The 14,853-nt window shown below is 71.4% G+C and carries 14 protein-coding genes; 2 read left to right on the top strand and 12 right to left on the bottom strand.

Annotated features, from left to right (window positions below; genetic code table 11):
- Position 1: 1 nt before the first annotated feature.
- The 12 genes from OVN18_RS05015 to OVN18_RS04960 form a co-directional block, all read right to left on the bottom strand.
- Positions 2–586 carry an isoprenylcysteine carboxyl methyltransferase family protein gene (locus OVN18_RS05015; RefSeq protein WP_267782359.1) on the bottom strand — a complete coding sequence of 195 codons (585 nt, stop codon included), beginning with the start codon at positions 584–586 and terminating at the stop codon, positions 2–4.
- Positions 583–1,656 (bottom strand): type III polyketide synthase, encoded by a 1,074-nt coding sequence (locus OVN18_RS05010; protein WP_267782357.1) that lies wholly within the window; start codon positions 1,654–1,656, stop codon positions 583–585. The genes OVN18_RS05015 and OVN18_RS05010 overlap by 4 nt, the downstream gene beginning before the upstream one ends.
- A 51-nt stretch (positions 1,657–1,707) precedes the next feature.
- Positions 1,708–3,180, bottom strand: a complete 1,473-nt coding sequence (locus OVN18_RS05005; protein WP_267738491.1) for an NAD-dependent succinate-semialdehyde dehydrogenase — start codon at positions 3,178–3,180, stop codon at positions 1,708–1,710.
- Positions 3,181–3,278: 98 nt separating this feature from the next.
- Positions 3,279–4,481 carry an iron-containing alcohol dehydrogenase family protein gene (locus tag OVN18_RS05000; protein ID WP_267782354.1) on the bottom strand — a complete coding sequence of 401 codons (1,203 nt, stop codon included), beginning with the start codon at positions 4,479–4,481 and terminating at the stop codon, positions 3,279–3,281.
- The gene (locus OVN18_RS04995; protein WP_267738489.1) at positions 4,478–5,398 is read right to left on the bottom strand and encodes an NAD(P)-dependent oxidoreductase; all 921 of its coding nucleotides are present in this window, start codon (positions 5,396–5,398) and stop codon (positions 4,478–4,480) included. The genes OVN18_RS05000 and OVN18_RS04995 overlap by 4 nt, the downstream gene beginning before the upstream one ends.
- 31 nt (positions 5,399–5,429) lie before the next feature.
- Positions 5,430–6,920, bottom strand: a complete 1,491-nt coding sequence (locus tag OVN18_RS04990; RefSeq protein ID WP_267738488.1) for an aldehyde dehydrogenase — start codon at positions 6,918–6,920, stop codon at positions 5,430–5,432.
- Between the two features lie 13 nt (positions 6,921–6,933).
- Complete coding sequence (locus OVN18_RS04985) at positions 6,934–8,037, bottom strand: mandelate racemase/muconate lactonizing enzyme family protein (RefSeq protein ID WP_267738487.1); 1,104 nt, start codon at positions 8,035–8,037, stop codon at positions 6,934–6,936.
- 4 nt (positions 8,038–8,041) lie between these two features.
- A complete protein-coding gene (gene fae / locus OVN18_RS04980; RefSeq protein ID WP_267782352.1) occupies positions 8,042–8,551 on the bottom strand; it encodes a formaldehyde-activating enzyme in 510 nt (169 codons plus the stop codon).
- Positions 8,552–8,553: 2 nt separating this feature from the next.
- Positions 8,554–9,492: a glycine betaine ABC transporter substrate-binding protein gene (locus OVN18_RS04975; RefSeq protein ID WP_267782350.1), complete on the bottom strand. Its 939-nt coding sequence runs from the start codon at positions 9,490–9,492 to the stop codon at positions 8,554–8,556.
- A 50-nt stretch (positions 9,493–9,542) separates the two neighbouring features.
- Positions 9,543–10,328: an ABC transporter permease gene (locus OVN18_RS04970; protein WP_267738484.1), complete on the bottom strand. Its 786-nt coding sequence runs from the start codon at positions 10,326–10,328 to the stop codon at positions 9,543–9,545.
- Entirely contained in the window at positions 10,325–11,377 is a 1,053-nt protein-coding gene (locus tag OVN18_RS04965; RefSeq protein WP_267738483.1) for an ABC transporter ATP-binding protein, read from the bottom strand. Before OVN18_RS04965 ends, OVN18_RS04970 begins: the two co-directional genes overlap by 4 nt.
- Positions 11,370–12,035: an ABC transporter permease gene (locus tag OVN18_RS04960; RefSeq protein ID WP_267738482.1), complete on the bottom strand. Its 666-nt coding sequence runs from the start codon at positions 12,033–12,035 to the stop codon at positions 11,370–11,372. Before OVN18_RS04960 ends, OVN18_RS04965 begins: the two co-directional genes overlap by 8 nt.
- A gap of 123 nt (positions 12,036–12,158) precedes the next feature.
- On the opposite strand from OVN18_RS04960, the gene OVN18_RS04955 reads away from it, so the two are divergent.
- Both OVN18_RS04955 and OVN18_RS04950 read left to right on the top strand, forming a co-directional pair.
- Positions 12,159–13,046: an IclR family transcriptional regulator gene (locus OVN18_RS04955; protein ID WP_267738481.1), complete on the top strand. Its 888-nt coding sequence runs from the start codon at positions 12,159–12,161 to the stop codon at positions 13,044–13,046.
- A gap of 77 nt (positions 13,047–13,123) precedes the next feature.
- Positions 13,124–14,851, top strand: a complete 1,728-nt coding sequence (locus OVN18_RS04950) for an aldehyde dehydrogenase family protein (protein WP_267782348.1) — start codon at positions 13,124–13,126, stop codon at positions 14,849–14,851.
- Positions 14,852–14,853 lie beyond the last annotated feature (2 nt).

Here is a 14,853-nt window from a genome sequence, read left to right as displayed (position 1 = left end):
GTCACGCCCCCGCGCCCGCCCCCGCGCCCGCCGGCCCCGCGGCCGCGGCGCCCGGCCCGGCGGTCTGCAGCGCCCGCAGCGCCCGGTTCTCGACCGGGATGCGGAACCCGAGCAGCAGCACCGCGTTGAGCACGGTGAACACGAGCGCGGTGATCCACGCCGAATGCACGAGCGGCAGGGCGATGCCCTCGACCGCGACGATCCAATAGTTGGGGTGGCGCAGCCAGGCGAAGCGGTACGGCCCGCGGGTGACGCGGCCGGCGCCGGGAACGACGATGACGCGCGTGTTCCACTGCTCGCCGAGCGAGGCGATCACCCAGTAGCGGCCCGCCTGGCAGAGCAGCGCGATGACGAGCATCGGCCAGCCGAGCGCGCCGATGAACGGCCGGTCGAGCAGCACGACTTCGGCGACGCTCGCCACGAGCAGGCCCGTGTGCAGGACGACCATGAAGGGGAAGTGACCGCGCCCGTGCTCGACGCCGCCACGGGCGAAGGCGAGGGCCGCGTGCCGCTTCGAGATGACGAGCTCGACGAGCCGCTCGACCCCCGTCGCGAGCACGAGGAGGCCGTACAGCAGCGCGCTCACGACCACTCCAGCAGCACGAGCTCGGCGGTGACGCCCGGGCCGAGGGCGAAGAGCAGCGCGCGCGTGCCGGCCGGCCGATCGCCGACCGCCGCGAGCACGTGCAGCACGGCCGCGGAGGAGAGGTTGCCGACGCGGCTCATCGTCTCCCAGGCCGAGGCGAGCGCGCCGGGCGCGAGCTCGAGGGCCGCGGCGAACGACTCGAGGATGCGGGGGCCGCCGGGGTGCGCGATCCACTCGTCGACGTCGGCGCGCACGAGACCCTGCGCGGCGAGCAGCGCATCGACCCCGGCGGCGAAGTTGCCGTCGATGAGCGCCGGAACGCCGGCCGCGAGCATGAGCGAGAAGCCGTGGGTGCCGACCCGCCAGCCGATCATCTCGGCCGAGTCGGGGTAGAGCGCGCTGCGGCTCGCGACGACGCGGGGCAGCGCGCGATCCGACTGCCGGGCGGCGAGGGCGAGGGGATGCTCCTCCCCCGCCATCACGACCGCCGCGGCCCCGTCGCCGAAGATGCCGGTGCCGACGACGTTCGCCATCGAGCGGTCATCCCACTGCAGCGTGAGGGAGCAGAGCTCGACGCTCACCAGCAGGGCGACGCCGGTGGGATGCCCGGCCAGGTAGTCGGCGACGCGCGCGAGCCCCGCGGCTCCCGCCACGCAGCCCAGCCCGAAGCTCGGAACCCGCCGCAGGTCGTCGCGGAAGCTCATGCTCGTCGCCAGCAGCGCATCGAGCGAGGGCGCCTGCACGCCCGTGACGGTCGTGAAGAAGAGGTGATCGACGTCGTCGACCGACAGTCCCGCCTCGGCGAGCGCCGCGCGCACCGCGCCCTCGGCGAGCGGCAGGGCGTGCTCGGCGAAGAGCGCGTTGGTCTCGCTGAATCCGTCGAGACCCGCGTACTGCTCCAGCGGCAGGGCGAGGTGCCGGGTGCTGATGCCGCTCGCGGCATGCACGCGCTGCAGCACCGCCCGGGCGGCCGGCTCGTCGGCGAGACGGTCGGCGAGCATCCCCGTGATCTCGGCCTGCGCGTGCGCGTTCGCGGGGAGCGCCGGAGCGACGGAGAGGATGCGGGCCATGCGCGCATCCTTCCACGCGAGGCTCCAGGCCCGCTCAGGTGCGATCTGCGGTCAGCGGTCGGCGTACGGGTCGGAGATCCCGATGTACTGCGTCTCGAGGTATTCCTCGATCCCCTCCGACCCGCCCTCGCGGCCCAGACCCGACTGCTTGACTCCGCCGAACGGCGCCGCCGGGTTCGAGATCACCCCGGCATTGAGCCCGAGCATCCCGACCTCCAGCTCCTCGCCGATGCGGATGCCGCGGTCGAGGTCGCGGGTGAAGACGTAGGCGACCAGGCCGTACTCGGTCGCATTCGCGAGATCGATCGCCTCCTGCTCGGTGCGGAAGGTCACGATCGGCGCGACCGGGCCGAAGATCTCCTCACCGAGGATGCCGGCCTCGGCGGGCACGTCGACGAGCACCGTGGGCGGGTAGAAGTAGCCCGGTCCGTCGAGCGGGGCCCCGCCGAGCGCGATCCGGGCCCCCTCGGCGACGGCGCCGTCGACCAGCTGCTGCACCTTCTCCCTCGTCGCGGCATCCACCAGAGGGCCGATGCGCGATGCGGGGTCGGTACCGCGACCGACGGTGTGAGCGCGCATCTTCTCGACGAGGCGCTCGGTGAACTCCCGCGCGACGCTCTCGTGCACGATGAGACGGTTGGCCGCCGTGCACGCCTCGCCGCCGTTGCGGAGCTTGGCGAGCATGGTGCCGTCGACCGCCTGGTCGAGATCGGCGTCGTCGAAGACGATGAGCGGCGCGTTGCCGCCGAGCTCCATCGAGACCCGCAGCACCTGCGGCGCCGCGTCGGCGATGAGACGCCGCCCGACCTCGGTCGAGCCGGTGAACGACAGCTTCCGCAGGCGGGGGTCGGCGATGAGCGGCCCGGTGACGGCGCCCGCGCGGGTGGTCGGGATCACGTTCACGACGCCATCCGGGATGCCCGCCTCCTGCAGTACCTTTGCGAACAGCAGCGCGGTCAGCGGTGTGAGGGCGGCGGGCTTCAGCACCGAGGTGCAGCCGGCGGCGAGCGCGGGGGCGACCTTGCGGGTGGCCATCGCCAGCGGGAAGTTCCATGGCGTGATGAACAGGCTCGGCCCGACCGGGCGCTTGGTGACCAGGAGCCGGTTGCGGCCGTCGGGGGCCGTCGAGTAGCGACCCGAGATGCGCACCGCCTCCTCCGAGAACCACCGCAGGAACTCGGCTCCGTACGCGACCTCCCCGCGCGATTCGGCGAGGGTCTTGCCCATCTCGAGCGTCATCACGAGCGCGAAATCCTCGGCGCGCTCGGTGACGAGCTCGAACGCCCGCCGGAGCAGCTCGGCCCGCTCGCGCGGCGCGGTGCGGCCCCAGCTGCGCTGCGCCCGGTGCGCGGCGGCCAGGGCTTCCTCGCCGTCCTCCGGTGACGCATCGGCCACGGTGAGGAGCGCCCGACCCGTCGACGGGTCGATGACGTCGAACCGGTCGCCCTGGGAGGCGGGCCGCCAGCGGCCATCGATGAGGAGGTCGGTGGGAATGCGGGCGAGGAGCTCGGTCTCGGTCGTCATGGTCTCTCGAAGGGTCTGCAGAGGCTGCCCGGCGGGTCGCCGGTCGGCGTTGTCGGTGGACGGAGGGTAGGTGGACGAAGGGTCGTGGACGCGGCGGTTCAGAGTGCGCGGCGCAGAATCGCGACGACGTCCTCCTCGCCCGGCTGCACGGGGGCGTTGACGGTCACGGCGTCGGCGAGGGTGTCCCGGGCGAGCGAGGGGAGCGCCTCCTCGGTGACGCCGAACCGCGACAGCCGGGCGGTCATGCCGACCCGCCGCGCCAGGTCGGCGATGGCGCTGATCGCTGCCTCGGCGTTCTCGGACTCGCTCGCATCGGTGCGGCCGACACCGAGTGCGAAGGCGACGCGGGCGATGCGCGCGCGGCGCGCGGCGAGGCTGAAGCGCAGCACCTCCTCGATGACGATGCAGAGCGCGAGCCCGTGCGGGATGTCGAACTGACCGCCGAGCGGGTGGGCGATGCCGTGCACGAGACCCAGGCCGGTGTGCGAGAAGCCGACGCCGGCGACGTGGCTGGCGAGCAGGAGCTCGGCTCGCGCCTCGATGTCGGACCCGTCGGCGACGGCTCGCGGCAGGTGCTCGGCCACGGTCGCGATCACCTGGAGCGCTATGCCGTCGGAGTAGGGGTTGGCCCTGACCGAGAGGTACGACTCGAGAGCGTGGGTGAGCGCATCCATGCCGGTCGCCGCCGTCGCTCCGGCCGGCAGGCCGAGGGTGAGCTCCGGGTCGAGGATCGCCGCGCGCGCGAGCGCACTGTCGTGCCCGACGTAGAACTTGCGGTGGCCCACGACGTCGGTGATGACGCCGAAAGCATTCACCTCGGCGCCGGTCCCCGCAGTGGTCGGCACCGCGATGATGGGCAGGGCCGCCCGCGCGAAGGGCGAGGAGTAATCCAGCTCGATTCCGCGCTGCGGGTTGACCGCGCCGAGAGCTATGCCTTTCGCGGCGTCCATCGACGATCCCCCTCCGACCGGCACGATGAGGTCGGCGTCGGTCGATGCCGCAGCATCGCTTCCGGCGTCCACGGCGGTCGTGGTCGGATTGGGGGCGACCCCGTCGAAGACGGTCACCGTGATGCCGGCCGCCTCGAGCGAGTCGCGCACGGCGGCCACCACCGCGGTCGTGGCGAGGAAGGCATCCGTCACGATGAGGGCGCGGCGAGCGCCGAGAGCACTGGCCACCGAGCCCGTCATGGCGACCGCGCCGCACCCGAAGTGGGCGGTCGGCTTCGGGTCGAGCGTCAGGGTCTGACCGGCCAGCGGCGCGGGCAGACCCGCGAGGCCGGTGGGCGCGAGGGCCGTCATCGTTCGGCCCCGGCGAGACGCAGAGGCTGTCCGATCAGGTCCTCGTACAGCTTGACGGGCGTCATCTCCCCGGCGCGGTCGCCGTACTGCGCCCGCGCACGGCGGTAGATCTGCTCAACGAGACCGCTGAGCTCCGCCGGCACCCCGACCGATCTGGCGAGGTCGATCGAGAGCCCGAGATCCTTGCAGGCGAGTGCGATGGCGAAGCCCTCGTCGTAGTCGCCGTGGTCGAGCACCGACAGCACGTCGCGTTCGACGAAGGTGCTGTTGGCGGGGCTGGCGATGAGCGAGCGCCGCAGCACGTCGAGATCGACACCGGCCCTCACCCCGATGGCCAGCACCTCGGCGGTCGCGACGAGGTGCGAGAACCACAGCTGGTTGATCATGAGCTTCACCGCGTATCCGGAACCGTGACCGCCGACGTGGATGATCCGATCAGGGTCCCCCATGGCCTCGAACACCGGGCGCAGTCGCTCGACGTCCGCGGCCTCCCCGCCCACGAAAATCTGCAGCATGCCGTTGGCCGCCCCGACCGACATGCCGGAGACGGGAGCGTCGATCACGGTGAGCGCTGGGTGCTCCGCGCGCACCCGGTCGGCGACGTCGGGCACGGAGGTCGACATGTCGACCCACGTGAGACCGGGGCGCGCGCCAGCCAGGAGCCCATCGGGGCCCTGGAGGACGGACTCCACATGGCGCGGTGTGGGGAGCATGGTGATCACGACGTCACTGGCCGTAGCGACCTCGGCGGCCGTGTCGGCCCAGCGGGCGCCGCCCGCGACGAGCGCGTCGCCCGACTCGCGGCGGATGTCGGTGATGACGAGGTCGAAGCCCGCGGCCCGCAGGTTGCGGGCCATGCCCGAGCCCATGTTGCCGAGGCCGATAAAGCCGATGACGGGGAGGGGGGTACTGGTCATGGTGATGTCTCTCGCGTGGTCGGGCGAGCCGTCAGAGACGGTCGTCGCCGAGGTTGATCCAGGTGGTCTTGAGTGCGCTGTAACTGTCGAGCGCGTGGAGGGAGCGATCGCGCCCGGAGCCCGAGGCCTTGACGCCGCCGAACGGGGTGATCACGTCGGCGACGTCGAAGGCGTTGACCCACACGGTGCCGGCGCGCAGGGCCCGGGCGGCCCGATGCGCGGTCGTGACGCTGCGCGTCCACACGGCGGCGGCGAGGCCGTACTCGGAATCGTTGGCGACCCGCACCGCCTCTTCCGCGCCGTGCACGGTGGTGACGGCGAGCGCGGGGCCGAAGATCTCCTCCTGGCCGATGCGCGAACGGTTGTCGACACCGTCGAAGACGGTGGGCTCGACGTAATAGCCGCCCTCGACGGGGGCGACCCGGCGACCGCCGATGACCTGCGCCCCCTCGGCGCGCGCGACCTCGACGTAGTCAAGCACGCGCTCGAGCTGCTTCTCGCTCGCGATGGTGCCGATCTGCGTCGTCTCGTCGAGCGGATCACCGAGCACGAGCGACCGGCCGACGGCGAGCACCTTCTCGAGGAGCTCATCGTGCACCGCCTCGTCGACGATGAGGCGACTGCCGCCGTGGCAGGTCTGCCCGGCGTTGTAGAAGATGCCCCAGGCGATGCCGCTGGCGGCAGCATCGAGGTCCTCGACGTCATCGAGCACGATGTGCGGCGACTTACCGCCCAGTTCGAGCGACACCTGCTTGCCGTTCGACTCGCCCGCGTAGGTCAGGAAGGAGCGCCCCACCGCCGGCGATCCGGTGAAGGCGACCTTGTCGACGAGCGGGTGCCGTCCGAGCGCCTGGCCGGCGACGGCGCCGAGCCCGGGAACGACCGAGAAGACGCCGGGCGGGATGCCCGCCTCCAGCGCGAGGCGCCCCAGCATGAGCGCGGAGAGGCTCGTGAGCTCGGCGGGCTTGAGCACGACCGAATTGCCCATCGCGAGCGCCGGCGCGATCTTCCAAGAGCTGATGATGAGCGGGTAGTTCCACGGCACCACAGCGCCCACGACGCCCAGGGGCTCGCGCGTGATGAGGGCGAGGGCGCTCTCCGGCGCGGGGGCGACCTCGTCGTAGACCTTGTCGATCGCCTCGGCGTACCAGCGCACGACCCGCGCGGCGTTCGGCACGTCCACACGGCGCGCGTCGCCGATGGGGTGGCCCGAATCGAGGGATTCCAGCAGCGCGAGCTCGTCGAGGTTCTCGAGCATGAGTTCGGACAACCGAAGCAGCGCCCTCTGCCGGTGTCGCCGGTCGGCCCGCGACCACACCCCCGATTCGAATGCTGCCGCGGCCGACCGCACCGCAGCATCCACATCGGCGGCGGATGCCGCACTCACGCTCGCGATCAGCCGGCCGTCGCGCGGGGAGTGGGTATCGAAGGTCCCGCCGTCCGCGGCGCTGCGGAACTCGCCGTCGATCAGCAGTCGGGTCTCGGGGCGCAGCGCAACGGCGGCCTCGTGCCAGTTCGTCATGTCGGCGAGCCTCTCAGACCGTGTAGTGGGCGACGGCGTCATGGTCGATCTCGACCCCGAGCCCTGGGCGGTCGGGGACGACGACGTCGCCGTGCGGATCGATCGTGATGGGTGTCATGAAGAAATCGCGCCGCTCAGGGGTCCAGCCGGGCGGGTCGTACGGGAATTCGAGGTAGGGCCCGGCGTCGACGCCGGCGGCCACGTGCAGGTTGGCGAGTAGCCCCAGCCCGTTCGTCCAGGTGTGCGGGGTGAAGAACCGGTGCCGAAGGTTGGCCGACTCGGCCACCTGACGCGCGCGGTACATGCCGACGGCGAGAGCGACATCGGGCTGGTAGATGTCGAAAGCGTCCTGCTCGATGAGCGCCATCATCTCCGGGAGGCTGCGGACCATCTCGCCGCCCGAGAGCTGAAGACCTGTCTGCGCGCGGACCCGCTGGGCGCCGGGCACGTCGACCTGCGGGAGGGGCTCCTCAAGCCACAGCACTCCCAGCTCGGCCAGCTCCGCGGCGAGCCGGTGCACCTTCGCGAGCGGCAGCGCCGCCTCGATGTCGCCGGACATCCGCCACATCTGATTGAGGTCGACCATCAGGTCGAAGTCGTCCCCGACCGCCTCGCGCGCGGCACGCACGGCGGCGATGCCCTCATCCGTACGGTCGCGGGCGATGCGGATCTTCATGGCGCGGAAACCGACCGCTTTCGCGGCGAGGGCCGACTCGGCACGCGCCTCCGGGGCGAGCAGCTCGCCGCTGGAGGCATACGCCGGCAGTCGGTCGCGGGCTCCTCCGAAGAGCACGGCCACGGGCATCCCGGCGACCTGCCCGATGATGTCCCACAGCGCCGCCTCCAGGGGCCAGTACCGCCCCCCATGGAAGTTGATCGTCTCGATGCGGCGCACCTGGTTGATGATCTGCAGCGGGTCGGTGCCGAGGAACAGGTGCTCGAACGCCTCGAAACCGTCCATGGTGTCGCCGGATCCGTATCCGACGACCCCTTCATCGGTCTCGACGGTGACGAGCGTGGCCGGGAAGGCCCGGCGGGGCTCCGGGTCCCACGCGGCGTTGAACGGCGGGTCGAGGGGAAGATTCAGCCTGGTCAGGCGAATCGCGGTGATTTTCATCGGCTCAACTCTGCGGTGTGTAGAAGGGGTTGGCGGGTCGGTTGCGGGCGGCGATCACGTCGTCGGTGCTGGGCAGGCGCTGCGCACCGTTGCTCAAGGCAGTGAAGGTCGAGAGACGGTTGTTGGCGAAGACCGCGTCGGCGTCGTCGGCGGCGGGGTTCACCCAGACCGCCGCGATGAGGCAGTGGCTGTCGGCGTGCTCGAGCGGGATGACGCCCTCGGCGAGCGCATCGGCCACGCCGGCGGCGACGCCGGCCTGCGCCGGCCCCCAGATGAGGAGACCGTGGCCGTCATCGGCCGGGGCGGCCTTGGTCACGAACAGGGTCAGCGGCTTGACGGGAAGAGAGGGACGCAGCACGGCCACGAAGGGCACGTGCCCGGCGCTCGGGGTGGCGAGGGCTGTCGCCCAGGCCACCCCGGCGGGGCCCTCCCGATCGCCGAGCACGGTGTTGACGTGCGCGGCGTTCGCGCCGTCTCCGATGAAGCTCTCGCCGATCTGGAGGGTGCCGGCCATACCTAGATCAGGCCCTGCTCGTCGAGCCAGTCGCGGGCGATGTCCTCGGGGTCCTCGCCGTCGACGTCGGCGAGCGCGTTGAGGCGCTGCATCTCGGCGTCGGTGAGCTTGTCGGCGAACATGGCGACGACCTCGGCGATGCCGGGGTGCTCGTCAAGCGTCTCCTGCTTCAGCGTGAAGGCCGCCTGGTAGACCGGGAAGAAGCTCTTGTCGTCCTCGAGCACGACCAGGTCGAGGGCGGCGATGCGGCCGTCGGTCGCGAACACCTCGCCGAAGTTGCAGTCGGTGCCCTCGGCGGTCGCCGTATAGATCACGCCGGTGTCGAGCAGGGCGACGTTGTCGTTCGGCACGTCGATCCCGTACGCGTCGACCAGCCCGGGGAAGCCGTCGTCACGGGTCGAGAACTCGCTCTCGATGCAGAAGGTCTGCTCCTCGACCGGGAGGCCGGCGATGTCGCTCAGCGACGAGACGCCAAGCTCCTCGGCCTTGTCGGCGCGGATCGCGAAGGCGTACGTGTTGTTGAGGGGCGCCGGGTCGATCCAGGCGATCCCGTTCGCGGCATCCGCCTCCTTGGTGGCCTCGAACTGGGCCTCAGCGCCGACGACGGGCGTGGTGTTGCCGTTGTAGGTGATCCACGAGGTGCCCGTGTACTCCCAGTAGCCGAGGAACTCGTCGCTCTCGAGGGCCGTTCGCACGTTCGCGGAACCGACGACCTGCGTGTTCACGTCGGTGTCGGCGCCGTAGGCGTTGAGGAGCTGGCTGGTGAGGTGGGCGAGGATGTACTGCTCGGAGAAGTCCTTCGAGCCGATGGTGCCGGTGAGTCCGGAGACGAGCTGCTCCTCCTCGGGGACGGCGGATTCGCCTCCGCCGGCCGAGCAGCCCGCGAGGGCGATGCTCGATGCGGCGGCCAGGGCTACCAGTGATGTGGTGCGAGTGCGCATGGGTTCTCCTTGAGGGTGCGTGCAGAGTGCGGTGGGGTGCAGTGGCGTCGCTAGACGCCTTTGGGGCGCAATACGTCTTCTATGACGCTCGCGACCCAGTCGATGAGCAGCGCGATGCTCGCGACGAGCACGGCGCCGGTCACGAGAACGGGGAAGCGCTGGAGCTTGAGGCCGTTGACGATCATGTCGCCGAGGCCGCCGGCGTTGATGAAGGTTGCGATCGTGGCCACGCCGACGCAGAACACGAGCGAGGTGCGGAGACCGGCCAGGATCACGGGAACGGCGAGCGGCAGCTCGATCCGCCGCAGCACCTGCCCGCGGGTCATGCCCATGCCGAGTGCCGATTCCTTGACGAAGGGGTCGATCTGCTCGAGGCCGATCATGGTGTTGCGGAGGACGGGGAGGAACGAGTAGACGACGAGCGCGACCAGAGCGGTCGTGTACCCGGTCTGCCAGAGGATCGCCAGGAGGATCACGACGCCCACTGCGGGGGTCGCCTGCCCGATGTTCGCGAGACCCAGCACTGTGCCGCGGGCCGCTCGCGACCGCGTGCGACTGAGCAGGATGCCCGTGGGGATGGCCAGCACCGCGACGAGGATCGACGCGACAATCGTGAGGTTCAGGTGCTCGCCGGTGCGCAGCGCGATGTACTCCCAGTTCAGGGTCCGCTGCTCAATCGAGTCGAGCTCGAGGGTCGACAGCCACAGGAGGAGTGCGCCGAGCGCGCTCACGACGATGGCGGGGGTCGCGGCGCGACGCAGAATGCGCAGACGACGATCGGTGCGGCGCGCCGCGGTCGCGGTCGAGATGGCCGTCGTGGCGCTGGAGACGGTCATACCGAGCGCCCCTCGTCCGCTCGGGTAGCGGCGAGGGCCGAGGCGTCCGCTCCCAATGCGGTCGATATGCGGTCGACGGTGAGGGAACCGATGATCGAGCCGGTGCTGTCGACGACGCCGACAGCGGGCACCCCCGTCACGATGAGGAGATCGAGCGCATCGCGCAGGCTCTCGTCCGCGCCGATGCGGTGACCGGCGGCAGCGGCGGCCATGGGACCGAGGGCGGCCGATTCAATCGGGATCAGGGCGAGTCGCTTTAGCGCCGCACCCTGCCCGATGAAGGAGCGGACGTAGTCGTTGGCGGGCTGCGCGAGGATTGCTGCGGGCGTGTCGAACTGCTCGATCTGCGAGCGCTCGCTGAGCACCGCGATGCGGTCACCGAGGCGGATTGCCTCGTCGAAGTCGTGGGTCACGAAGATGATCGTCTTGCTGATCGACTCCTGGAGCCGCAGGAACTCCGCCTGCAGCTTCTCGCGCGTGATGGGGTCGGTCGCGCCGAACGGCTCGTCCATGAGCATCACGGGCGGGTCGGCGGCGAGAGCGCGGGCGACGCCGACGCGCTGCTGCTGACCGCCGGAGAGCTGGCGGGGGTACCGCTCGGCGAACACCCCGGGGTCGAGCTGCACGGTGCGCAGCAGCTCATCGATGCGCTCGGAGGTGCGCTGCTTGCTCCACCCGAGGAGCTTCGGCACGACCGCGATGTTCTCGGCGATCGTCATGTGCGGGAAGAGACCGATCTGCTGGATGACGTACCCGATGTGGCGGCGCAGCTCGTTCGGATCGAGCGACAGGATGTCGCGACCGTCGATCGTGATGGAACCGCTCGTGGGCTCGATGATGCGGTTGATCATCTTCATCGTCGTCGTCTTGCCGCAGCCGGAGGGGCCGACGAACATGATCAGCTCGCCGGGTTCGGCGACCATCGAGAACGCGTCCACCGCAGGTGCGTCCTGCCCGGGATAGACCTTGCTGACCCGGTCGAGCACGATGCGGGCGCCTTCGGTGCGGCTCGCGATCTGGGTGAGGGCGGTGTCGGTCGATTCAGGCACGGAGTCCCCTTGAGGTGGTGAGACGGGTGATCTGGACGAAGGCCGCGTCGACGAGGAGGGCCAGCAGGATGACCCCGAGGGTCCCGGTGAGGGCGAAGTTCAGGGCGTTCTTCGATCCGAGCGACGACAGACCGTTGAAGATGAAGCTGCCGAGCCCGGGGCCGGCGACGTAAGCGGCGATGGCGGCGATGCCGATGGTCAGCTGGGCGGCGACCCGCACGCCCGTGAGGATGATCGGCCACGCGATCGGAAGCTGGATCCGCAGCATGCGCCTGACCGGACCCATCCCCATGCCGGTCGCCGATTCCAGAACACTCGCGGGCACCTCGCGGAGCCCGACGATCGTGTTGCGGACGATCGGCAGCAGGGAGTAGAAGGTCAGGGCGATGACGGTGCTGGTCCACCCGAGCCCGAACGGGCGGATGAGGAGCGCGAGGAGCGCGAGGCTGGGGATGGTCAGAGCGACCCCGGCGGCGGCGATGACGATCGCGCTCGGGATGGGCCTGTTCCAGGTCAGCATGCCTACGACGACGCCGATCACCATGGCAATGGCGAGGGAGACGAGGACCACGGCGAGGTGCTCGCCCATCAGTTCGAGGATGTCGTCCCAGCGGCGCGACCAGAAGGTCACGAGGCCGTCGAGATCGAACGGGGTCACGCTGTCTCCTCACTGAGCGGTGCCGGCGGCTCCATCGGGCCGGTGGCGCCACTGTAGGGCGAGCAGAAGAATATGGTCAACACCTGTTGTTCAAATGGCAACTACCGCGGTATGCTCACTCCTATGCCGACGACCGCAGGTCCGCAGAAGCCCGCCCGCCGCAACGCCGCGGGTCTGCAGCGCGATCTCGACCTGCTCGAACTCCTCGCCTCGCCGGAGGGCCTCTCTGCCGGCGGACTCGGCGTCAGTCGCGTCGCGCAACTCGCCGGCCGCGACAAGGCCGTCATCTCACGCACGCTGGCGACTCTCGCCGACGCCGGACTGGTCGAGCGCGACCCCGAGACCCTCCAGTACCGGCTTGGCCATCAGCTGTACGCGCTCGCCGCGCGCACGCGGGAGGCGCAGCTCGTCACTCGTGCCCTGCCTTACCTGCGTCGGGTGGTGCGCGCCACCCACGAGACGACCCACCTCTGCGTGCTGCGCGCCGGGACGGTGCTGACGCTCGTCAGCGAGATGAGCGAGTACGCATTCCGCGGCGTGGGGTGGGAGGGTGTGAGCACCGCCGCCTGGAACACCTCCGCGGGCCGCGTACTGGTCTCCGGCTGGACGGAGCAGAACCTCCGCGAGTGGTACTCGGTGCACGGGCACGACCGGGCGATCACGAGCCCGGCCGCCCCAACCGTCCCCGCGTTCGGTGCGTCCTCCCCCGCGGAGCCGATCCCGGGCACCTCCGTCGTGACCGATGTCGAGGCCTTCCTCGCCGAGATCACCCGCATCCGTCGCCAGGGCTACGCGAAGGTCGACGAGGAGTTCGAGGCGGGCGTCGTCGGCGTTTCTGCCCCCGTCTTCGACTTCCGCGGCACCGTGATCGCAGCCTTCAATGTCAGCGCGCCCAAACACCGGTTGGCCGCGCACCTCGACGCCGCCGGGCGCGTCGTCACCTCGATAGCACGCGAGCTCTCGGAGCAGATGGGCGCTCCCGAGGGCGGAGCGCGGCCGGCCGGGGCCTGACGGCCGTCTCCACGGTGTCCGCAGGACGTACGCTCCATACCGCCCCCTCGCCGTCGAGGGGGCGCACGAGGAGGAGCATGGACCCCCAACGGAGCGAGCCTGCGCGCGCCGAGCTCCGAGACGATCTCGGCGCGGATCTGACTGCCCTCCGCTCCGGCGCCGAGCGCTGGCTGCGCACGCCGCTCGCGGCGAAGCGATCGCTGCTGCGCGAGGTGCGGGCGTCGACGCTCGCGGCCGCCACCGACTGGGTCGCCGCCGCCTGCGCGGTCAAGGGCATCCCGACCGACAGCCCCGCGGCCGGCGAGGAGTGGACGACCGGCCCCTACTCCGTCATCGGCGCGACGCTCGCGCTCGAGCAGACGCTCGCCGCGCTCGAGAAGGGCGAGCAGCCCCTGGCCGATCGCCGTGTTCGCCGGGCTGCGGGCGATCGGCTCGCGGTGCAGGCGTTCCCGCTGCGGGCGAAGGACGCCGTTCTCGCCGGCTTCGGCGCCGAGGTCTGGCTGCGCCCCGGGGTGAGCATCGAGGATGCCCGCGCCGGCGTCGCCCGCGCCCTGCGCGACCCCGATCGCGCGCCCCGGGTGACCCTCGTGCTCGGGGCCGGCAACATCACGGGCATCCCCGCCCTCGACGTGCTCACCGCGCTGTACCAGGAGGCGAGCGCGGCGATCGTCAAGCTCAACCCCGTCAACGCCGCCGTCGGCGACGCGATGCGCCGGGCCTTCGCGCCGTTCATCGACGCCGACGTGCTGCGCATCGTCGAGGGCGATCACGAGCTGGGCGCCGAGCTCATCGCGGCGCCCGAGGTCGAGCACGTGCACATCACCGGCTCGCGCGCGACCCACGATGCGATCGTCTGGGGCCCGGGCGAGCAGGGCGAGGCGCGGCGGTCCGCCGGCACCCCGCTGCTGGGCAAGCCGATCACGAGCGAGCTCGGCGGCGTGGGCCCCGCGATCGTCGTGCCCGATGCGCGCCCGTGGTCGAGCGCCGAGATCGCCGAGGTCGCGCGGGCGATCGCCAGCCAGCGGCTGCACAACTCCGGCTTCAACTGCATCGCCACCCAGCTCGTCGTGCTGCCGGCCGCGTGGCCCCAGGCCGACGCGCTCGTCGCGGCGCTGCGCGGGCAGATCGCCCTCGCGCCCGTGCGGCCCGCCTACTACCCGGGTGCGGCCGAGCGCCGACGGGCGGCGCTGGAGGGACATCCCGACGCCGTCTCGCTCGGCGGCGACCCCGCCGTACCGCGCGCCCTCGTCGACCACCTCGTGAGCGCCGACGCCGAGGAGCCGCTGTTCACGACCGAGGTCTTCGGGCCCGTGCTCGGGGTCGTGCGGCTGCCGGGCTCCGCCGAGTCGGCGCCCTTCCTCGACGCCGCGGTCGCCTTCGCGAACGACCGCCTCGCCGGCACCCTCAGCGCCGGTCTGATCGTGCACCCGCGCACGCAGCGCGCCCTCGGCCCCGATCTCGAGGCGGCGATCGCGGCTCTGCGCTACGGCACGATCGCCGTGAACAGCTGGGTCGGCCCGATCTTCGGCATGCCGGCGGCGACCTGGGGCGCGTTCCCCGGCCACACGCTCGACGACGTCGGCAGCGGCATCGGCGTCGTGCACAACGCCCTGCTGCTCGACCCCGAGCACGTCGAGCGCACGGTGGGCCGTGGGCCCTGGCGCGACCGACCGACCCCGCTGTGGGACGTGCGCAACGCCACCGCCCATCGCACCGCCGAGGCCCTCACCCGCTTCGCCGCCCGCGACGACCTCGCGGCCCTGCCCGCCGGCATCGCGGCCGTCGCCCGCTATCTGAGGGGCTGAGG

The sequence above is a fragment of the Microcella daejeonensis genome (assembly GCF_026625045.1).
Taxonomy (GTDB): domain Bacteria; phylum Actinomycetota; class Actinomycetes; order Actinomycetales; family Microbacteriaceae; genus Microcella; species Microcella daejeonensis.
The sequence above is the reverse complement of the archived record's forward strand: the minus strand, read 5'-3'. Positions and strand labels throughout refer to the sequence as shown.